31 protein-coding genes and 1 pseudogene are annotated in these 18,107 nt (G+C 63.0%); 31 read left to right on the forward strand and 1 reads right to left on the reverse strand.

Annotated features, from left to right (window positions below; genetic code table 11):
* The 28 genes and pseudogenes from AC1ROT_RS20045 to rplQ form a co-directional block, all read left to right on the forward strand.
* Nucleotides 1–77 (forward strand): EF-Tu C-terminal domain-related protein (locus AC1ROT_RS20045; protein ID WP_445808136.1); only part of this gene is annotated, 77 nt, incomplete at its 5' end.
* A gap of 31 nt (nucleotides 78–108) precedes the next feature.
* Nucleotides 109–417 (forward strand): 30S ribosomal protein S10, encoded by a 309-nt coding sequence (gene rpsJ, locus AC1ROT_RS20050; protein ID WP_144257943.1) that lies wholly within the window; start codon nucleotides 109–111, stop codon nucleotides 415–417.
* A gap of 13 nt (nucleotides 418–430) precedes the next feature.
* On the forward strand, nucleotides 431–1,114 hold the full coding sequence (gene rplC / locus AC1ROT_RS20055; protein WP_492972834.1) for a 50S ribosomal protein L3: 684 nt from the start codon (nucleotides 431–433) through the stop codon (nucleotides 1,112–1,114).
* 24 nt (nucleotides 1,115–1,138) lie between these two features.
* On the forward strand, nucleotides 1,139–1,759 hold the full coding sequence (gene rplD, locus AC1ROT_RS20060) for a 50S ribosomal protein L4 (RefSeq protein WP_492973280.1): 621 nt from the start codon (nucleotides 1,139–1,141) through the stop codon (nucleotides 1,757–1,759).
* Complete coding sequence (locus AC1ROT_RS20065; RefSeq protein WP_492972835.1) at nucleotides 1,756–2,049, forward strand: 50S ribosomal protein L23; 294 nt, start codon at nucleotides 1,756–1,758, stop codon at nucleotides 2,047–2,049. Before rplD ends, AC1ROT_RS20065 begins: the two co-directional genes overlap by 4 nt.
* Before the next feature lie 4 nt (nucleotides 2,050–2,053).
* Nucleotides 2,054–2,890, forward strand: a complete 837-nt coding sequence (rplB, locus tag AC1ROT_RS20070) for a 50S ribosomal protein L2 (RefSeq protein WP_492972836.1) — start codon at nucleotides 2,054–2,056, stop codon at nucleotides 2,888–2,890.
* A gap of 19 nt (nucleotides 2,891–2,909) precedes the next feature.
* A complete protein-coding gene (gene rpsS, locus AC1ROT_RS20075; RefSeq protein WP_492972837.1) occupies nucleotides 2,910–3,188 on the forward strand; it encodes a 30S ribosomal protein S19 in 279 nt (92 codons plus the stop codon).
* A gap of 2 nt (nucleotides 3,189–3,190) precedes the next feature.
* Nucleotides 3,191–3,562 (forward strand): annotated as a pseudogene (gene rplV / locus AC1ROT_RS20080) (50S ribosomal protein L22); the annotation flags it as partial.
* Nucleotides 3,563–3,654: 92 nt separating this feature from the next.
* On the forward strand, nucleotides 3,655–4,359 hold the full coding sequence (gene rpsC, locus AC1ROT_RS20085) for a 30S ribosomal protein S3 (RefSeq protein ID WP_492972838.1): 705 nt from the start codon (nucleotides 3,655–3,657) through the stop codon (nucleotides 4,357–4,359).
* Nucleotides 4,360–4,376: 17 nt separating this feature from the next.
* Nucleotides 4,377–4,796, forward strand: coding sequence for a 50S ribosomal protein L16 (rplP, locus tag AC1ROT_RS20090; protein WP_492972839.1), 420 nt, complete (start codon nucleotides 4,377–4,379; stop codon nucleotides 4,794–4,796).
* A 3-nt stretch (nucleotides 4,797–4,799) separates the two neighbouring features.
* The gene (gene rpmC / locus AC1ROT_RS20095) at nucleotides 4,800–5,000 is read left to right on the forward strand and encodes a 50S ribosomal protein L29 (protein WP_492972840.1); all 201 of its coding nucleotides are present in this window, start codon (nucleotides 4,800–4,802) and stop codon (nucleotides 4,998–5,000) included.
* 11 nt (nucleotides 5,001–5,011) lie between these two features.
* Complete coding sequence (rpsQ, locus tag AC1ROT_RS20100) at nucleotides 5,012–5,248, forward strand: 30S ribosomal protein S17 (RefSeq protein ID WP_492972841.1); 237 nt, start codon at nucleotides 5,012–5,014, stop codon at nucleotides 5,246–5,248.
* Between the two features lie 35 nt (nucleotides 5,249–5,283).
* Complete coding sequence (rplN, locus tag AC1ROT_RS20105; RefSeq protein WP_492972842.1) at nucleotides 5,284–5,652, forward strand: 50S ribosomal protein L14; 369 nt, start codon at nucleotides 5,284–5,286, stop codon at nucleotides 5,650–5,652.
* 3 nt (nucleotides 5,653–5,655) lie between these two features.
* A complete protein-coding gene (gene rplX, locus AC1ROT_RS20110; protein ID WP_492972843.1) occupies nucleotides 5,656–5,979 on the forward strand; it encodes a 50S ribosomal protein L24 in 324 nt (107 codons plus the stop codon).
* A gap of 26 nt (nucleotides 5,980–6,005) precedes the next feature.
* A complete protein-coding gene (gene rplE, locus AC1ROT_RS20115) occupies nucleotides 6,006–6,536 on the forward strand; it encodes a 50S ribosomal protein L5 (protein WP_493001711.1) in 531 nt (176 codons plus the stop codon).
* Nucleotides 6,537–6,556: 20 nt separating this feature from the next.
* Nucleotides 6,557–6,862: a 30S ribosomal protein S14 gene (gene rpsN, locus AC1ROT_RS20120; RefSeq protein ID WP_492972844.1), complete on the forward strand. Its 306-nt coding sequence runs from the start codon at nucleotides 6,557–6,559 to the stop codon at nucleotides 6,860–6,862.
* 12 nt (nucleotides 6,863–6,874) lie between these two features.
* Nucleotides 6,875–7,270 carry a 30S ribosomal protein S8 gene (rpsH, locus tag AC1ROT_RS20125; RefSeq protein WP_492972845.1) on the forward strand — a complete coding sequence of 132 codons (396 nt, stop codon included), beginning with the start codon at nucleotides 6,875–6,877 and terminating at the stop codon, nucleotides 7,268–7,270.
* A 10-nt stretch (nucleotides 7,271–7,280) separates the two neighbouring features.
* On the forward strand, nucleotides 7,281–7,814 hold the full coding sequence (rplF, locus tag AC1ROT_RS20130; protein WP_492972846.1) for a 50S ribosomal protein L6: 534 nt from the start codon (nucleotides 7,281–7,283) through the stop codon (nucleotides 7,812–7,814).
* Between the two features lie 11 nt (nucleotides 7,815–7,825).
* Nucleotides 7,826–8,197 carry a 50S ribosomal protein L18 gene (rplR, locus tag AC1ROT_RS20135; protein WP_492972847.1) on the forward strand — a complete coding sequence of 124 codons (372 nt, stop codon included), beginning with the start codon at nucleotides 7,826–7,828 and terminating at the stop codon, nucleotides 8,195–8,197.
* Between the two features lie 16 nt (nucleotides 8,198–8,213).
* Nucleotides 8,214–8,780, forward strand: a complete 567-nt coding sequence (gene rpsE, locus AC1ROT_RS20140) for a 30S ribosomal protein S5 (protein ID WP_492972848.1) — start codon at nucleotides 8,214–8,216, stop codon at nucleotides 8,778–8,780.
* Between the two features lie 5 nt (nucleotides 8,781–8,785).
* Complete coding sequence (gene rpmD / locus AC1ROT_RS20145) at nucleotides 8,786–8,998, forward strand: 50S ribosomal protein L30 (protein ID WP_492972849.1); 213 nt, start codon at nucleotides 8,786–8,788, stop codon at nucleotides 8,996–8,998.
* Between the two features lie 52 nt (nucleotides 8,999–9,050).
* Nucleotides 9,051–9,572, forward strand: coding sequence for a 50S ribosomal protein L15 (gene rplO, locus AC1ROT_RS20150; protein WP_492972850.1), 522 nt, complete (start codon nucleotides 9,051–9,053; stop codon nucleotides 9,570–9,572).
* Between the two features lie 86 nt (nucleotides 9,573–9,658).
* Nucleotides 9,659–11,005: a preprotein translocase subunit SecY gene (gene secY, locus AC1ROT_RS20155; protein ID WP_492972851.1), complete on the forward strand. Its 1,347-nt coding sequence runs from the start codon at nucleotides 9,659–9,661 to the stop codon at nucleotides 11,003–11,005.
* Nucleotides 11,002–11,652: an adenylate kinase gene (locus AC1ROT_RS20160; protein WP_492972852.1), complete on the forward strand. Its 651-nt coding sequence runs from the start codon at nucleotides 11,002–11,004 to the stop codon at nucleotides 11,650–11,652. The genes secY and AC1ROT_RS20160 overlap by 4 nt, the downstream gene beginning before the upstream one ends.
* 189 nt (nucleotides 11,653–11,841) lie before the next feature.
* Entirely contained in the window at nucleotides 11,842–12,219 is a 378-nt protein-coding gene (rpsM, locus tag AC1ROT_RS20165) for a 30S ribosomal protein S13 (protein WP_492972853.1), read from the forward strand.
* Between the two features lie 35 nt (nucleotides 12,220–12,254).
* A complete protein-coding gene (gene rpsK, locus AC1ROT_RS20170; protein WP_492972854.1) occupies nucleotides 12,255–12,647 on the forward strand; it encodes a 30S ribosomal protein S11 in 393 nt (130 codons plus the stop codon).
* A gap of 144 nt (nucleotides 12,648–12,791) precedes the next feature.
* Nucleotides 12,792–13,808 (forward strand): DNA-directed RNA polymerase subunit alpha, encoded by a 1,017-nt coding sequence (locus AC1ROT_RS20175; protein WP_492972855.1) that lies wholly within the window; start codon nucleotides 12,792–12,794, stop codon nucleotides 13,806–13,808.
* A 35-nt stretch (nucleotides 13,809–13,843) separates the two neighbouring features.
* On the forward strand, nucleotides 13,844–14,266 hold the full coding sequence (rplQ, locus tag AC1ROT_RS20180; protein WP_493001241.1) for a 50S ribosomal protein L17: 423 nt from the start codon (nucleotides 13,844–13,846) through the stop codon (nucleotides 14,264–14,266).
* Between the two features lie 63 nt (nucleotides 14,267–14,329).
* On the opposite strand, the gene AC1ROT_RS20185 is transcribed toward rplQ, so the two are convergent.
* Entirely contained in the window at nucleotides 14,330–14,767 is a 438-nt protein-coding gene (locus AC1ROT_RS20185) for a PAS domain-containing protein (protein ID WP_493001243.1), read from the reverse strand.
* A gap of 101 nt (nucleotides 14,768–14,868) precedes the next feature.
* Here AC1ROT_RS20185 and AC1ROT_RS20190 point away from each other — a divergent pair, with 101 nt between their 5' ends.
* The 3 genes from AC1ROT_RS20190 (at nucleotide 14,869) to AC1ROT_RS20200 (ending at nucleotide 18,104) form a co-directional block, all read left to right on the forward strand.
* Complete coding sequence (locus tag AC1ROT_RS20190) at nucleotides 14,869–16,293, forward strand: DegQ family serine endoprotease (protein ID WP_493001245.1); 1,425 nt, start codon at nucleotides 14,869–14,871, stop codon at nucleotides 16,291–16,293.
* Nucleotides 16,294–16,340: 47 nt separating this feature from the next.
* Nucleotides 16,341–17,633 (forward strand): replication-associated recombination protein A, encoded by a 1,293-nt coding sequence (locus tag AC1ROT_RS20195; protein ID WP_493001713.1) that lies wholly within the window; start codon nucleotides 16,341–16,343, stop codon nucleotides 17,631–17,633.
* Nucleotides 17,634–17,699: 66 nt separating this feature from the next.
* Entirely contained in the window at nucleotides 17,700–18,104 is a 405-nt protein-coding gene (locus AC1ROT_RS20200) for a hypothetical protein (protein WP_492972859.1), read from the forward strand.
* Nucleotides 18,105–18,107: the final 3 nt, after the last annotated feature.

Raw genomic sequence — 18,107 nt, forward strand, 5'->3', positions numbered from 1 at the left:
ATGAAGGCCTGCGCTTCGCGATCCGCGAAGGCGGCCGCACCGTCGGCGCCGGCGTCGTCGCCAAGGTCATCGCGTAAGTAACGCCGAGCGAACCAGGATACAGAGATCATGGATAGTCAGAATATCCGCATTCGCCTCAAGGCGTTTGATCATCGCGTGCTCGACCAGAGCACAAGCGAGATCGTCAGCACCGCCAAGCGCACTGGTGCGCGCGTGCGTGGCCCGATCCCGCTGCCGACCCATATCGAGCGGTTCACGGTGAACCGTTCGCCGCACGTCGACAAGAAGTCGCGCGAGCAGTTCGAGATCCGCACCCATAAGCGGCTCCTGGACATCGTCGACCCGACCCCGCAGACGGTGGACGCGCTGATGAAGCTCGACCTCGCCGCCGGCGTGGATGTCGAGATCAAGCTGTAAGGGAACGGAACCCATGCGGACCGGATTGGTTGCACGCAAGCTGGGCATGACCCGGCTGTTCACGGACGACGGCACGCATGTGCCGGTGACCGTGCTGAAGGTGGACAACTGCCAGGTGGTGGCGCAGCGCACCGAGGAAAAGGACGGCTATACGGCCCTCCAGCTCGGTATCGAAGCGGCCAAGCCGAAGAATGTCACCAAGGCCCTGCGCGGCCACTTCGCCAAGGCGAATGTGGAGCCGAAGCGCAAGGTTGTCGAATTCCGCGTCCCGGTCGAAGGCCTGGTCGAGGTCGGCGCCGAGCTGTCGGTCGAGCACTTCCTCGTCGGCCAGTTCGTCGACGTGACGGGCACGACGATCGGTAAGGGCTTTGCCGGTGTCATGAAGCGCCACAATTTCCGCGGCCTGGAAGCCAGCCACGGCGTGTCGGTCAGCCATCGTAGTCATGGTTCGACCGGTCAGCGCCAGGATCCGGGCAAGGTGTTCAAGGGTAAGAAGATGGCCGGCCATATGGGCGACCGTCAGCGCACCCAGCAGAACCTGCAGATCGTGCGTACCGACGCTACCCGCGGCCTGATCATGGTCAAGGGCAGCATTCCCGGTTCTGAGGGCCAGTATGTGGTGATCCGTGACGCGGTGAAGAAGCCGGCCGCCAAGGATCTGCCGATGCCGGCGGCCCTCAAGACCGCTGAGAAGTAAGGGTAGAGAATCATGGCTGAGACAATCGAAGTCGCCGTGACGACGCTGGAGAACAAGGACTCGGGCAAGCTGACGCTGTCCAAGGACGTGTTCGGCCTGCCGCCGCGCGCCGACCTGCTGCAGCGCTACGTGGTCTGGCAGCTTGCCAAGCGTCAGCAGGGCACGCACAAGACCAAGACCTACGGTGAGGTTGCCGGTTCGACCCGCAAGATCATCAAGCAGAAGGGTACCGGTGGCGCTCGCCATGGCGGTATCCGCGCCCCGCAGTTCCGCGGCGGTGGTAAGGCGTTCGGCCCGGTGCCGCGCAGCCATGCCATCGATCTGCCGAAGAAGGTCCGCAAGCTGGCCCTGAAGACCGCGCTGTCGACCAAGCTGGCCGAAGGCAAGCTGAAGATCGTCGACAGTGCCGTGCTGAAGGCCGGCAAGACCAAGGAGCTGGCTGGCAAGTTCAAGGGCCTGGGCCTGGAGAGCGCGCTGGTCATCGACGGCAAGGTGCTGGACGAGAATTTTGCCCGCGCTGTGCGCATGCTGCGTCATGTCGACGTGCTGCCGGAGCAGGGCGCCAACGTGTACGACATCCTGCGTCGCGATACCCTGGTTCTGACCAAGGCCGCGGTCGAGGCTCTGGAGGCTCGCCTGAAATGAGCAACGTGAACCACTACGATGTGATCCTTTCGCCGGTGATCACCGAAAAGGCGACCCGTACTTCCGAGTACAACCAGGTCACCTTCAAGGTGCCGCTGTCGGCCACCAAGCCCGAGATCAAGGCCGCCATCGAGGCGCTGTTCAAGGTCAAGGTGAAGGCCGTCAACACCCTGCGCGTGAAGGGCAAGGTCAAGATGTTCCGTGGCGAACTGGGCCAGCGCTCAGATTGGAAGAAGGCGATGGTCACCCTCGCCGACGGCCACAAGATCGACGTGACGACGGGGATCTAAAGTCATGGCTTTGAAGAATTACAAGCCGGTTACGCCGTCCACCCGCCAGCTGGTCCTGATCGACCGCTCGCAGCTCTTCAAGGGTCGCCCGGTCAAGGAACTGACCGAAGGCCTGAAGAAGACCGGTGGCCGCAATCATTTCGGTCGCATCACGACCCGTCATATCGGTGGTGGCCATAAGCGCCGTTACCGCATGATCGACTTCAAGCGCCGCAAGTTCGATATCGGCGCCACGGTCGAGCGGATCGAGTATGACCCGAACCGCACCGCATTCATCGCGCTGATCAAGTACGACGACGGCGAGCTGAACTACATCATCGCACCGCAGCGCCTGAAGGTCGGCGACCGCGTGGTGGCCGGCGAGAAGGCCGACATCAAGCCGGGCAATGCGATGCCGCTGAAGTCGATCCCGGTCGGCACCATCATCCACAATGTGGAGATGAAGCCGGGCAAGGGCGGCCAGATGGCCCGTTCGGCCGGCAGCTTCGTGCAGCTGGTCGGCAAGGACCAGGGCATGGCGCTCGTGCGTCTGACTTCGGGCGAGCAGCGCCTGGTGCAGGCCGAATGCATGGCCACGATCGGTGCGGTGTCCAACCCGGACAACCAGAACACCAATCTGGGCAAGGCCGGCCGCAAGCGCTGGATGGGCATTCGCCCGACCGTGCGCGGCGTTGCCATGAACCCGATCGACCATCCGCATGGCGGTGGTGAAGGTCGCACCTCGGGCGGTCGCCATCCGGTGACCCCGTGGGGCAAGAACACCAAGGGTAAGCGTACCCGTAACAACAAGCGGACGCAGAAGATGATCCTGCGCCGCCGCCCGTCGGGCAAGCACAGCTGATCGGGCTAGGAGGTAGATCGTGACTCGTTCTGTCTGGAAAGGCCCGTTCGTTGACGGGTATCTGCTGAAGAAGGCCGACAAGGTTCAGTCTTCGGGCCGCAAGGAGGTCATCAAGACCTGGTCGCGCCGCTCGACGATCATGCCGCAGTTCGTCGGCATGACCTTTGGCGTGCATAACGGCAACAAGTTCATCCCGGTGAACGTGACCGAGGAAATGGTCGGGCATAAGTTCGGTGAGTTCTCGCCGACCCGCACCTTCCCGGGCCATACGGCCGGCGACAAGAAGGCGAAGAAGTAACCATGAGCAAGCAGGCACGCGAATCCCGCCTCGGCGAGACCGAGGCCATGGCTATCGGGCGCAACATCCGTGTGAGCCCGCGCAAGCTTGGTGTGGTTGCCGGCCTGATCCGCGGCAAGCGGGTCGAGGCGGCCCTGTCCGAGCTGGCCTTTTCCAAGCGCCGCATCGCCAAGGACGTCAAGAAGGTCCTGCAGTCGGCGATCGCCAATGCCGAGAACAACCACCAGCTCGATGTCGACCGTCTGGTCGTTTCCGAAGCAAGCGTGGGCAAGGGCCTGGTCATGCGTCGGTTCCACGCCCGTGCGCGTGGTCGCGGCGCCGGCATTCAGAAGCCGTTCAGCCACCTGACCATCGTGGTGCGCGAGCGCGAGGAAGAGAAGAAGGCTCCGGCCCAGTCTAAGTCGAAGGGCGCCAAGGCGGCGCCGAAGTCGAAGAAGGCTGAAGCGCAGAGCGGGGAGCAGGCGTAATGGGTCAGAAAGTCAATCCGGTCGGGCTTCGCCTCGGCATCAACCGCACTTGGGATTCCCGCTGGTATTCCAGCGACAAGGAATATGCCGGCCTGCTGCATGAGGATCTGAAGATCCGCAAGTATCTCGAGCAGCGCCTGGCCCAGGCCGGTGTTGCCCGCATCGTCATCGAACGTCCGGCCAAGAAGGCCCGTATCACCATCCATTCGGCCCGTCCGGGCGTGGTGATCGGCAAGAAGGGCGCCGACATCGAGAAGCTGCGCTCCGATCTGGCCAAGATGACCAAGTCGGAAGTGCATCTGAACATCGTCGAAATCCGCAAGCCGGAGCTCGATGCCAAGCTGGTGGCCGAGAATATCGCCCAGCAGCTGGAGCGCCGCGTTGCGTTCCGCCGTGCCATGAAGCGCGCCGTGCAGTCGGCGATGCGTCTGGGCGCCGGCGGCATCCGCATCACCTGCGGCGGCCGTCTTGGTGGCGCTGAAATCGCGCGCGTCGAGTGGTATCGCGAAGGCCGCGTGCCGCTGCATACGCTGCGCGCCGATGTCGACTTTGCCCGTGCCACCGCCAAGACTGCCTATGGCAGCTGCGGCGTGAAGGTCTGGGTGTTTAAGGGCGAGATCATGGCTCATGACCCGATGGCGCAGGACAAGCGCATGGCCGAACAGGTCCAGGGTCATCAGGGCCACCAGGGTCGCCAGGGTTGAGTCGGGAGTAACGAGAAATGTTGCAACCCAAGCGTACTAAATTCCGCAAGGCCTTTAAGGGCCGCATCAAGGGCGTCGCCAAGGGCGGCACCGATCTGAACTTTGGCGCCTTCGGCCTGAAGGCTCTGGAGCCGGCGCGCGTCACCGCTCGCCAGATCGAGGCCTGCCGTCGTGCGATCACCCGTCACATCAAGCGCCAGGGCCGCATGTGGATCCGCGTTTTCCCGGATCTGCCGGTGTCGAAGAAGCCGGCCGAAGTCCGCATGGGCTCGGGCAAGGGCGCGCCTGAATTGTGGGTGTGCCGCGTGAAGCCTGGCCGCATCATGTTTGAACTGGACGGCATCCCGGCGAATCTCGCCAAGGAAGCCTTCCTGCTTGGCGCCGCCAAGCTGCCGATCAAGACCAAGGTCGTCACCCGACTGGGTGAGGGAGCGTAAGCCATGAAGGGTAACGAACTGGTCGGCAAGACCAAGGATGAGCTGGCTACCAAGCTCGTCGATCTGAAGAAGGAGCAGTTCAACCTGCGCTTCCAGAAGGCGACGGGTCAGCTCGAGAACACCGCGCGCGTCACCCAGGTGCGCCGCGATATCGCCCGTGTGCGGACCGCGCTGCATAAGCAGTCGGCCGCCAAGAAGGCGTAAGGAGAGATAAGATGCCGAAGCGCGTATTGCAGGGCGTCGTGGTGAGCAACAAGGGCAACAAGACCATTGTTGTGAAGGTTGAGCGCCGCATCATGGACCCGGTGTATAAGAAGTTCATTCGCCGGTCGAAGAATTACCATGCCCATGACGAGAACAATTCTCGGAAAGAGGGCGAGGTTGTGTCGATTCAGGAATCGAAGCCGATTTCCAAGCTTAAGCGCTGGATCGTCGTCGAAAACGCTTCCTGAACCGCACCAAAATAGTTTAGCGAGGTACAGGTCCAATGATCCAGGTGGAAACCAATCTCGACGTCGCCGACAATTCGGGCGCGCGCCGAGTCCAGTGCATCAAGGTGCTGGGTGGCGCGAAACGTCGGACGGCGCAGGTCGGCGATGTGATCGTCGTCTCCGTGAAAGACGCCATTCCGCGCGGCAAGGTGAAGAAGGGTGACGTGCATCGCGCCGTCATCGTCCGCACCGCCAAGGAAATCCGTCGTGCCGATGGCAGCGCCATCCGCTTCGACCGCAACGCTGCAGTGCTCATCAACAAGCAGGAAGAGCCGATCGGCACCCGTATCTTCGGGCCGGTGACGCGCGAACTGCGTTCGAAGGGCCATATGAAAATCATCTCGCTGGCGCCGGAGGTTCTGTAAGCCATGGCCGAAGCTATGAAGATCAAGAAGGGCGACAAGGTCGTCGTGATCACCGGTCGCTCCAAGGGCGTGACCGGTGAGGTGCTGAGCGTCAGCCGCGACAGTGGTCGCGTGACTGTGGCCGGCGCCAACAAGGTGACCAAGCATGTCAAGCCGAGCCGCGCCGCGGCCGGCGGCATCGAGCAGCGCGAAGCCCCGCTGCATGTTTCCAACGTGATGCTGGCCGATCCGAAAGACGGCAAGCCGACCCGCGTTGGCGTCAAGTTCCTTGATGACGGTCGCAAGGTGCGCGTTGCAAAGCGCTCCGGCGAAGTCATCGATCGCTGATGGAGGCTAAGATGGCCAATCCGCGTATGAAAGACATTTACGAAACCGAGGTCCGCAAGCAGCTGACCGAGAAGTTCGGCTACAAGAACGCCATGGAAGTGCCGAGGATCGACAAGATCGTCGTCAACATGGGCGTGGGCGAAGCCGCGCAGGACTCGAAGAAGCTGACCGCTGCCGCCGCCGAGATGGCCGCCATCACCGGCCAGAAGCCGGTGCTGACCAAGTCCCGCAAGGCGATCGCGAACTTCAAACTCCGCGAAGGCCAGGGCGTTGGCTGCAAGGTCACGCTGCGCCGCGAGCACATGTACGAGTTCTTGGACCGCCTGATCAACATCGCGCTGCCGCGCGTCCGCGATTTCCGCGGCGTGAACGGCAAGAGCTTTGACGGTCGCGGCAACTATGCGCTCGGTCTCAAGGAACAGATCATTTTCCCCGAGATCGATTACGACAAGGTTGCTGACGTCCGCGGCATGGACATCATCATCTGCACCACGGCGAAGACGGATGAGGAAGCCAAGGCCCTGCTGGCCGCCTTCCGCATGCCGTTCCAGAACTGAGCCGAGAAGGGACCCCTGATATGGCAAAGACGAGTTCTGTCGAGAAAAACGAGCGCCGCCGCAAGATGTCGGTTCAGTTCGCCGCCAAGCGCGCGAAGCTGAAGGCTGCGATCAAGAACAAGAATGTCACCCCGGAAGAGCGTTTCGAGGCGGTCCTGAAGCTGGCCGAACTGCCGCGCAATTCCGCGAAGATCCGTGTGCGCAACCGTTGCGAACTGACCGGCCGTCCGCGCGCCGTTTATCGCAAGCTGAAGTTGTCGCGCAACATGCTGCGTGAACTGGCCTCGAGCGGCCAGATCCCCGGCATGACCAAGTCGAGCTGGTAAGGAGAGCAACAGATGGCTCTGACCGATCCCCTGGGCGATATGCTGGCCCGTATCCGTAACGGCCAGCAGGCGGGTAAGGCGGCAATCGCTTCCCCGGCTTCGAAGCTGCGTATGAACGTGCTCGAAGTGCTGAAGAAAGAAGGCTACATCCGCGGCTACGAGCTGCAGGAAGAAGCCAACAAGCGCAACCTCCGTATCGAACTCAAGTATTTTGAGGGCGAGCCGGTGATCAAGACGATCGACCGCGTGTCGAAGCCTGGTCGTCGCGTTTATTCCGGTATTAAGGACCTCACCAAGGTTCGCGGCGGTCTCGGGATTTCGATCCTGTCGACCCCGCGCGGCGTGATGTCCGACGCTGAGGCTCGCGCTGCCAATGTTGGCGGCGAAGTCCTCTGCCGCGTGTTCTAAGGAGTCGATCATGTCGCGTATCGGCAAGCATCCGGTTCCGGTGCCGCAGGGCGTTCAGGTCCAGCTGGCTGGCCAGACCCTGACGGCCAAGGGCCCGAAGGGCGAGCTCAAGCTCACCATCGTCGAGGACCTCGACGTGGCCCTGACTGACGGCAAGATCACCGTCAAGCCGCGCCAGGTCAATCGTCGCTCGCGCTCCATGTGGGGCATGCAGCGCACGCTGGTCAGCAACCTGGTCAAGGGCGTCAAGGACGGCTTCAGCCAGGAACTGGAAATCAACGGCGTCGGTCTGCGTGCGGCGATGCAGGGTAAGAACCTGCAGCTGAACATGGGCTTCAGCCACGAAGTGATTTATCCCATTCCGGCCGGCATCGAGATCAAGGTGGAAAAGCCCACTTCGATCAAGATTTCGGGCGCGGATCGACAGCTCGTAGGCAAGGTCGCAGCGGACATCCGCTCGGTCAAACCGCCGGAGCCCTATAAGGGCAAGGGCATCAAGTATGCCAACGAGACTATCCTCCGCAAGGAAGGCAAGAAGAAGTAAGGATCGCGACGATGAGCAACAAGACTCGCATGAACGATCTGGATGCCCGCCGCAAGGCCCGCAACCGGACTCGTATCGTCAAGGCGGCCCATGGCCGTCCGCGCCTGAGCGTGCATCGCTCGTCGCGTTACATCTACGCCCAGGTCATCGACGACGTGAAGGGCGTGACCGTGGTTTCGGCGTCTTCGCTGGAGTCGAGCCTGCGTGGTTCGCTGAAGACCGGCGCCGATACGGCCGCTGCGTCGGAAGTGGGCAAGTTGATCGCCGAGCGCGCCAAGGCCGCCGGCGTCACCGAGGTGACCTTCGATCGCGGTGCGTACCTCTATCACGGGCGCGTCAAGGCGCTCGCCGAGGCTGCGCGCGAAGCCGGTCTGAGTTTCTAAGAAAGGTTCGGGTATCATGGCTGTTACTCAACGCGAACGAGGCGAGCGTGGCGACCGCGGTGGCGATCGCGACCGCGGCGAAAGCGATATCGTCGACAAGCTGGTCAGCATTAACCGCGTCGCCAAGGTCGTTAAGGGCGGTCGGCGTTTCGGTTTTGCCGCACTCGTCGTTGTCGGCGACCAGAAGGGCCGCGTCGGCTACGGTTCGGGCAAGGCGCGTGAAGTGCCGGAAGCCATCCGCAAGGCCACCGAGCATGCCAAGCGCAACATGATCCGCGTTACGCTGCGCGAAGGCCGCACGCTGCATCACGACATCGAGGGCCGTCATGGCGCCGGTAAGGTCGTGCTGCGCTCGGCTCCTCCGGGCACCGGCATCATCGCCGGCGGTCCGATGCGCGCCGTGTTCGAGACGCTCGGTGTTGCCGACGTGGTGACCAAGTCGCTGGGCAGCTCGAATCCGCATAACATGGTGAAGGCCACGTTCGAGGCCCTGAAGCAGCTCAACGCGCCCCGCCATATTGCGGCCAAGCGCGGCAAGAAGGTGGCTGACATTCTCGGCCGCAAGTCCGAGACTGAGGAGTAAGCCCCATGGCTCCGGCGAAGAAGAAGGCCGCCAAGGCGGCCGGCAAGACGGTGAAGGTGACCTGGATCCGCTCGGCGAACAAGCGGACTGCCGATCAGCAGGGTACGCTGGTCGGTCTGGGCCTGCGCAAGCTGCATCAGTCGCGTGAACTCGAGGATACGCCCTCGGTGCGCGGCATGATTGCCAAGGTGCAGCACCTGCTCCAGGTCGAAGGCTAAGGATTAAGTGGTCGGCTCCACGGGGGCCGACCCGAGCGGAAGGGTTAGAAACATGCGTCTCAATCAGATCGCCGACAATCCGGGCGCCCGCAAGGACCGCATGCGCGTTGGTCGCGGCATCGGCTCCGGCAAGGGCAAGACCTCGGGCCGTGGCGTCAAGGGTCAGAAGGCTCGTACCGGCGTCAGCATCAAGGGCTTCGAAGGCGGCCAGACGCCGATCTATCGTCGTCTGCCGAAGCGCGGCTTCAACCCGCTGAACCCGGTTCACTTCGAGACCGTCAACATCGGCCGCCTGCAGTCGGCCATCGAGAAGAACAAGCTCGATGCCGCGCAGCCGATCGACGAAGCGGTGCTGAAGAAGGCCGGCCTGTGCTCGCGCAAGGCCGGCGGCGTTCGCCTGCTGGGCACCGGCGAGCTGAAGGCCAAGGTCACCATCACCGTGAGCGGCGCTTCGGCGACGGCCAAGGCGGCGGTGGAAAAGGCCGGCGGCAGCATCACGGTGCTGATCGCTCCGAAGGCGGAAGCCGAGCCGAAGGCCGAGAAGAAGGCCAAGGGCAAAGGCAAGAAGAAGTAAGTCAGACCTTTTCAGGTCCGGAGGCGGGGCTCACAGGCCCCGCCGTCCGTCTCAGGTTCACGCGGTCGGATTTTTAGGGCTCGCATATGGCATCGGCAGCGGAACGCATGGCTGGCAGCCTCAATCTTGGGGCGTTCGCCAAAGCGACCGAATTGAAGAAGCGCATCTGGTTCACGATCGGCGCGCTGATCGTCTACCGGCTTGGCACCTATATTCCGCTGCCTGGCATCGATCCGATGATCATGGCGGACATCTTCCGTCAGCAGGCCGGCGGCATCCTCGGGATGTTCAACGTCTTCGCCGGCGGTGCGCTCGAGCGCATGACCATCTTCGCGCTCAACATCATGCCGTATATCTCGGCCTCCATCATCGTGCAGCTGCTGACGGCGGTGACGCCGCAGCTCGAAGCGCTGAAGAAGGAAGGCGAGGCCGGCCGCAAGAAGCTGAACCAATATACCCGTTACGGCACCGTGCTGCTGGCCATCGTGCAGGCTTACGGCATTGCCGTCGGCCTGGAAGGCATGACCGGCAGCCGTGGCGGCGCCGTGATGGAGCCCGGCCTGTTCTTCCGTCTGGTGACCGTGGTGACCCTGACCGGCGGCACGCTCTTCCTGATGTGGCTGGGCGAGCAGATCACCCAGCGCGGCATTGGCCAGGGCACGTCGCTGATCATCTTCGCCGGCATTGTCGCCGAGTTGCCGCGCGCCATGGCGGCGACACTGGAACTCGGCCGTACCGGTGCGCTGAGCACCTTCTTCATTCTGTTCCTGCTCATCCTGATCGTCGTCGTGATCACCGTGATCGTGTTCATGGAACGCGCCCAGCGCCGCATCCTGGTGCAGTACCCCAAGCGCCAGCAGGGCGCCCGCATGTTCGGCGGTGAAAGCTCGCATCTGCCGCTGAAGCTCAACACCTCGGGTGTGATTCCGCCGATCTTTGCCTCCTCGCTGCTGCTGATGCCGGCGACGATTGCACAGTTCACCGCCAGCGCCGGCGCGCCCGGCTGGGTCACCACCATCACCACGCTGCTGGGCCATGGCCAGCCGCTTTATATGGCGACCTACGTCGCCCTGATCGTGTTCTTCTGCTTCTTCTATACTTCTGTCGTATTCAATCCGAACGAGACGGCGGATAACCTGAAGAAGTACGGCGGCTTCGTGCCGGGCATCCGTCCGGGCCAGCGTACGGCCGAGTATTTCGATTACGTGCTGACCCGTCTGACGGTGGTCGGTGCGGCCTATATCTCCGCGGTCTGTCTTCTGCCCGAGTTCCTGATCTCGCAGTATTCGGTGCCGTTCTATTTCGGCGGTACTTCGCTGCTGATCGTGGTCAGCGTGACCATGGATACCGTTGCGCAGATTCAGTCGCACCTGTTGGCACACCAGTATGAGGGCCTCATCAAGAAGGCCAAGCTGAGGGGAGCGCGCAAATGAGGTTGATCCTGCTCGGGCCGCCGGGCGCCGGCAAAGGCACCCAGGCCCAGCGTCTGATGGCCAAGCATGGCCTGGTCCAGCTTTCGACCGGAGACATGCTGCGCGCCGCCGTCAAGTCTGGCTCGGCCATTGGCCTGAAGGCCAAGGCGATCATGGACAGCGGCGCCCTGGTCTCGGACGAGATCGTGGTTGGCATCATTGCCGATCGGATCGACCAGCCGGACTGCCGCAAGGGGTTCATCCTGGATGGCTTCCCGCGCACCACCAAGCAGGCGGAAGCCCTGGACAAGATGCTGGCCGAGCGCAAGCTTAAGCTGGATGCCGTGATCGAAATGAAGGTCGATGATGGCATTCTGGTTGAGAGAATCACCGGCCGATTCACCTGCACCAAGTGTGGCGCGGGCTACCATGACAAATTCCAGCCGACCAAGCAGCCAGGCGTATGCGATCGCTGCGGTTCGACCGAGTTCAGCCGCCGTGCGGATGACAAGGCCGAGACCGTGGTTCCGCGCCTGAAGGCTTACCACGAGCAGACGGCGCCGCTTCTTCCGTACTATGACGGGCGCGGCATCCTGAAGCGGGTGGACGGCATGGCGGAAATAGACGATGTGACGGGTCAGATCGAGGCTGTTTTAGCCGCGCTTTGATCCCACTTAAGTAGTTGACTGAGTAGGAAGAGTTTCTATAATCGCGCCCCTTAGGCAACGGGCGCGAGCAGGATAAGAGGCAGCGGATCCCGACGTAAGTCATTGACTTCGTTGGGTTTGTCTCGTGTCTAAACGGTGCCTAAGGTGAACGTTCCGGCTGTCCGGGGCGTGTGATTCGAGGAGAAAAACGTGGCGCGTATCGCTGGCGTGAACATTCCGACCAACAAGCGGGTCGAGATCGCACTGACCTACATCTACGGTATCGGCCGGGTGAAGGCGAAAGAAATTTGCGAGAAGGTGGGGCTGCCTTCGGAGCGTCGTGTCAATCAGCTGACCGATGCCGAAGTGCTGCAGATCCGTGAAGCGATCGACCGCGACTACAAGGTCGAAGGCGACCTGCGCCGTGAAATCGCCATGGACATCAAGCGCCTGATGGATCTGGGCTGCTACCGCGGCCTGCGTCATCGCAAGGGCCTGCCGGTCCGTGGTCAGCGTACCCATACCAACGCCCGTACCCGCAAGGGCAAGGCGGTCGCCATCGCCGGCAAAAAGAAAGCCGCGCGCTAAACCGTTAGCCCCCGTTTCGAAGGACTGCAGGATCCATGGTCAAGGACAAGACCGCGCGCCCCCGGCGCAAGGAAAAGAAGAACATCACATCCGCTGTTGCGCATGTGAATGCTTCGTTCAACAACACGATGATCACCATCACCGACGCCCAGGGCAACACCATTGCCTGGTCGTCGGCTGGCAGCCAGGGCTTCAAGGGGTCGCGCAAGTCGACGCCGTATGCCGCTCAGGTCGCCGCCGACATCGCTGGCCGTCGCGCTGCCGAGCACGGCGTGCGTACGCTGGAAGTCGAAGTGAAGGGCCCGGGTTCGGGCCGCGAGTCCGCTCTGCGCGCCCTGCAGGCCGTCGGCTTCGTGATCACCAGCATCCGCGACGTGACGCCGATCCCGCATAACGGCTGCCGTCCGCCGAAGCGTCGCCGCATCTAAACGGTCCGCGTCGGATTTAGGTCCGGCGCAGAAAAGAATAGCGTGGCCGGCCGCCCCCCTCCGACGAGACAGGGGCGGCCGTAGCCGCAACCGAGGTGGTCTAGGCGGTGTGTCCGCGCCCGCCGCAACCGAACGAGGTTACAGGTGATCCAGAAGAATTGGACCGATCTGATTAAGCCGAACAAACTGGTTATCGAGCCTGGCGCCGTGCCGGGCCGTACAGCCACGATTGTCGCCGAGCCGCTGGAGCGTGGTTTTGGCCTGACGCTGGGCAATGCGCTGCGCCGCGTGCTGCTCTCGTCGCTGCAGGGTGCCGCCGTCACGTCGATCAAGATCGACGGCGTGCTGCACGAATTCTCCTCCATCCCCGGCGTGCGTGAAGACGTCACCGACATCGTGCTGAACATCAAGTCGATGGCGCTGAAGATGCACGGCGAAGGCCCGAAGCGCATGCACCTGAACGCCCAGGGTCCGTGCGAAGTCACCGCCAAGATGATCGAGACCGGTCATGACATCGAAGTGATGGATCCGAGCCACGTGCTGTGCACGTTGGATGCTGGCGCCACCATCCGCATGGAACTGACCGTTGAGACCGGCAAGGGCTATGTGCCCGCGTCGGCCAACCGTCCGGAAGATGCGCCGATCGGCCTGATCCCCGTCGATGCGCTCTACAGCCCGGTCCGCAAGGTCTCGTACAAGGTCGAGAATACCCGCGAGGGCCAGATTCTCGACTATGACAAGCTGACCATGCAGATGGAAACCAACGGCGCGATCAAGCCGGATGACGCGCTGGCCTATGCCGCCCGCATCCTGCAGGACCAGCTCCAGCTCTTCATCAACTTCGAAGAGCCCAAGGCTGAGTCGCGCGAGAAGATCACGACCGAGCCGGAGTTCAATCCGAACCTGCTGCGTCGCGTCGATGAGCTCGAGCTGTCGGTCCGTTCGGCCAACTGCCTCAAGAACGACAACATCGTCTACATCGGTGATCTGATCCAGAAGACCGAGGCGGAGATGCTGCGGACGCCGAATTTCGGCCGCAAGTCGCTGAACGAGATCAAGGAAGTTCTGGCTCAGATGGGGCTGCATCTCGGTATGCATGTTCCCAACTGGCCGCCGGAGAATATCGAAGAACTGGCGAAGAAGCTGCAGGATCAATACTGATCCTGCCCGCCTGACGAAGATCGAGGAGAGTAGCTATGCGTCACCGCAATGCCGGCCGCAAACTGAACAAGTCCAGCGCTCATCGCCGTGCGATGTTCGGCAACATGGCCGCGTCGCTGATCAAGCATGAGCAGATCACGACCACGCTGCCGAAGGCCAAAGAGCTGAAGCCGCTGATCGATAAGCTGATCACGCTCGGCAAGCGCGGCGATCTGCATGCCCGTCGCCAGGCGCTGTCCTTCCTGCCGGAGAAGGCTGCGGTGGACAAGCTGTTCTCGACGCTGAACGAGCGCTACGCCTCGCGCAGCGGCGGTTACAGCCGCGTGCTGAAGGCCGGCTTCCGCTATGGCGATGCCGCCCCGCTGGCCGTGGTCGAGCTCGTCGATCGCGACCCGTCGGCCAAGGGCCTGGACTCCGGTCCGGTGCAGGACGTGGCTGAGGCCGAAGCAGCAGCCTGATCGGCTGACGCATATCGTATCTGAAGCGGCGGTCCGGTTTCCGGGCCGCCGTTTTCATTTACATCAGGCCGGATGGGGCAGGGGCGTGAAGACCACGCCGGCCAGCAGCATCTCGACACGCTCATGGCCGAGCGGCAGAATCAGTGAAGTGTGGTCGACATACTGATCGTCGATCAGGCCCTGGCGCCGGATCAGTGCTGGCCCGCCGCTTTCCAGTACCTGGCAATAGGTTTCGCGCGCCATGGCCGCCAGTTCGGGCCAGGGATGCTGCTCCAGGTATTTGCCGGTCATGTCGAAACCCTGGCGGCGTGCGATGTCGCTTCCGAACAGGCGGTAGCGGAAGCGCAGCGGCTCCGGTTCCACATCGACCAGGATCAGGCTGCCGAGAATAAAACGCAGGTCTAGCGGGTCGATCTGATCGCGGGCTGGATAAGTCAGGCTGCCCCGCTTGGCATCCCAGTAGGCGCGCAGTTTCTGTAGGACTGGCTGCTCAAGAATCATGCGCTAACATCGGGCTGGTGGCGTGAATACCGGGTTAATATGACGCAACAGACGCTGGCCCATTGAAAACCTTTTGGAAACATCCTTATTTAACCGGGGCCATGACCATACGCCTTGCTCTCCGCGCCCTGATCCTTTCGCTGCTGACCTTGTTCAGTCTGGCCCCGGCCGGTCATCCGCTGGCGCAGACGGCCCAGCGCCAGGTGCCGGCCAGCCGGGCCGAAATCCAGTTCAGCTTTGCGCCGCTGGTGCAGCGCGCCGCGCCGGCGGTGGTCAACGTCTATACCCGCCGGGTGGAGAAAGTACAGCGTTCGCCCCTGCTGGACGACCCGTTCTTTCGTCGCTTCTTTGGCGACCAGCTGCAGGGCGGCCAGCCGCGTGAGCGTGTGGCGCAGTCGCTCGGGTCCGGCGTCATCGTTGAGGCCGAGGGCATCATCGTCACCAACAACCATGTGATCGATGGCGCCACCGAAATCGTCGTTGCCCTGAGCGACCGTCGTGAATTCGAAGCCAGGGTGATTGCGGCCGATCCGCGCTCGGACCTGGCCGTTCTGCGCATCGAGACGCAGGGCGAGACGCTGCCGTATCTGGAGTTCAGCGATTCCGACGAGTTGCTGGTCGGTGATTTGGTGGTCGCCATCGGCAATCCCTTCGGCGTGGGACAGACGGTGACGCAGGGCATCGTTTCGGCTGTCGGCCGCGCCATCTCGGAAGACCTGAACGCACAGTCCTTCATCCAGACCGATGCGGCGATCAATCCCGGCAATTCCGGAGGCGCGCTGCTGACCCTGGATGGCCGGCTCGCCGGCATCAATACGGCGATCTTCTCGCGCTCGGGCGGTTCGATCGGTATCGGGTTTGCCATCCCCGCCAATTTGGTGTCATCCACGGTTGCCAGCGCCATGGCCGGTAAGGGAATCAAGCGGCCATGGTTCGGTGCGCGCGGCGAAGCCGTGACCAACGAGATCGCGCAGGGGCTCGGCCTGACACGTCCCAATGGCGTGCTGATCGGCGAGGTCTATCGTGATGGTCCCGCCGACCGTGCCGGCCTTCGGGCCGGCGACGTGGTGCTGGCCATCGACGGGCGCGAGGTGAATGACGCACAGGCGCTGCGCTTCCGTATCGCCACCCGCAAGCTGGGCGAGGCGGCGCGCCTGGACGTCCTGCGCCGCGGCCAGCGCCAGAGTCTGCAGATCGCGCTCACCGAGGCGCCGGAACATCCGCCGCGGCAGGTGACGCCGCTTGCCGGCAACCAGCCGCTGGCGGGTGCCACCGTGGCCAACCTGTCGCCGGCCTATGCCGAAGAGATCGGCGTCGATACGCTGGAGCGCGGCGTGATCGTCACCGAGATTGTGGCCGGCTCGCCGGCCAACCGGCTACGCCTGCGCCCCGGCGACATCGTCGTGAAGATCAACAACCAGGATGTCGATGACGTACGCGAGTTGCAGGGCCTGCTGCGCGGCAGTCAGTGGACGATTGTCCTGCGGCGCGGCAAGCAGTTGCTCAGCTTCTCGGTGAAGCTATGACCAAGAAGACCGGCGGCACCGCCGAAACGCTGTTCAGTGCGGCCGGTATGGAGGTTGCACCGGCCGGGCCGCTGGCCGACCGCCTGCGGCCGCAGACGCTGGACGACATCATCGGGCAGGACCATCTGCTGAAGGGTGAGGGGCCGCTGGCCCGCATGGTGCAGGCGAAGAAGCTGGCCAGCCTGATCCTCTGGGGCCCGCCGGGTACCGGCAAGACCTCGATCGCCCGCCTGCTGGCCGATGCCACCGATCTGGAATTCGCGCCGCTCTCGGCAGTGTTCTCCGGCGTCGCCGATCTGCGCAAGGTCTTCGAGGCCGCGCGCGAGCGCCGGGCCCAGGGCAAGCGCACGCTGCTGTTCGTCGACGAGATCCATCGTTTCAACCGGGCCCAGCAGGATGGTTTTCTGCCCTATGTGGAAGATGGCACCGTGGTGCTGGTCGGCGCCACCACCGAAAATCCCAGCTTCGCCCTGAATTCGGCCCTGCTGTCGCGCGCCTCCGTTGTGGTGCTGCATCGCCTCGACGATGCCGCTCTGGAATCGCTGCTGAGCCGCGCCGAAGCCATCGAGAACCGCGTACTGCCGCTGACGGCCGAAGCCCGTGCGGCCCTGCGCGCCATGGCCGATGGCGATGGCCGCTACCTGCTCAATATGACCGAGCAGATCTATACCCTGCCGGTGGAGACCGAACCGCTCGATAATGCCCGTCTCGCCGAGACGCTGCAGAAGCGCGCACCGATCTATGACAAGACCCAGGACGAACACTACAACCTGATCTCGGCCCTGCATAAGTCGCTGCGCGGATCCGATGTCGATGCGGCGCTGTACTGGATGGCGCGCATGCTGGCCGGGGGCGAGGACCCGCTCTACATCACCCGCCGCCTGGTACGCTTCGCTGCCGAGGATATCGGGATGGCCGATCCGCAGGCGCTGGTGCAGGCGCTGGCGGCCAAGGACATGTACGACTTCCTCGGCTCTCCGGAAGGGGAACTCGGTCTGGTGCAGGCGGTGATCTACCTGGCCACGGCGCCGAAGTCGAACGCGGCCTACAAGGCGGAGAAGGCGGCCAAGCGCGCGGCGCGTGAACATGGCTCACTGATGCCGCCGATGCATATCCTGAACGCGCCGACCAAGCTGATGAAGGATCTCGGCTACAATGCCGGCTATGCCTATGATCACGATGCGGAGGATGGCTTCTCGGGCCAGAACTACTTCCCGTCGGATATGGACCGGCAGACCTTCTACCGCCCGGTGGAGCGTGGCTTCGAACGCGACATCCTGAAAAGGCTGGACTACTGGCAAAAGCTGCGGGCGCGCCGGCAGGAGGGCGGGGGCGGATAGCCCCGGAAGCCTGTTAACCAAGCGTGAACCGCTGACCGCTAGGCTGTTTCGGTATATAATGGGCGTATGGCGTCTACATTCAGCAATGTCATGGAGCGATTTTCCGTGCTGCAACGGCTCGGCATCTATGGCGGTTTTGCCCTTGGCCTGCTGGCAGTCGGCGGGTTGGTCAACTATGCCATCAACATGCCGAAGGAAAAGCCGTTCTATACGCCGGGCCAGGTGCCCAGTCGGGAGGACTGCTTCTACAGCAAGCTCGCACAGTTCAAGAATGTGACCCGGCAGATCATCTTCCAGGCCGGGCAGGAATGCGAAATCGAAGTGCAGTCGCTGGAAGTCCACGAGCAGAAGCGTCAGGAATGGGTCGAGCGCCAGGCCGAGAAGGCGCGCCAGCGCGCTGCCGAGCCGGTCGCGCAGACACCGCCGGAAGAACCACAGGAAAAAGATCGCGTGCGCCGCGTCTGGCGCTGAGCG

Source organism: Ferrovibrio sp. GW821-FHT12E11 (genome assembly GCF_058806975.1).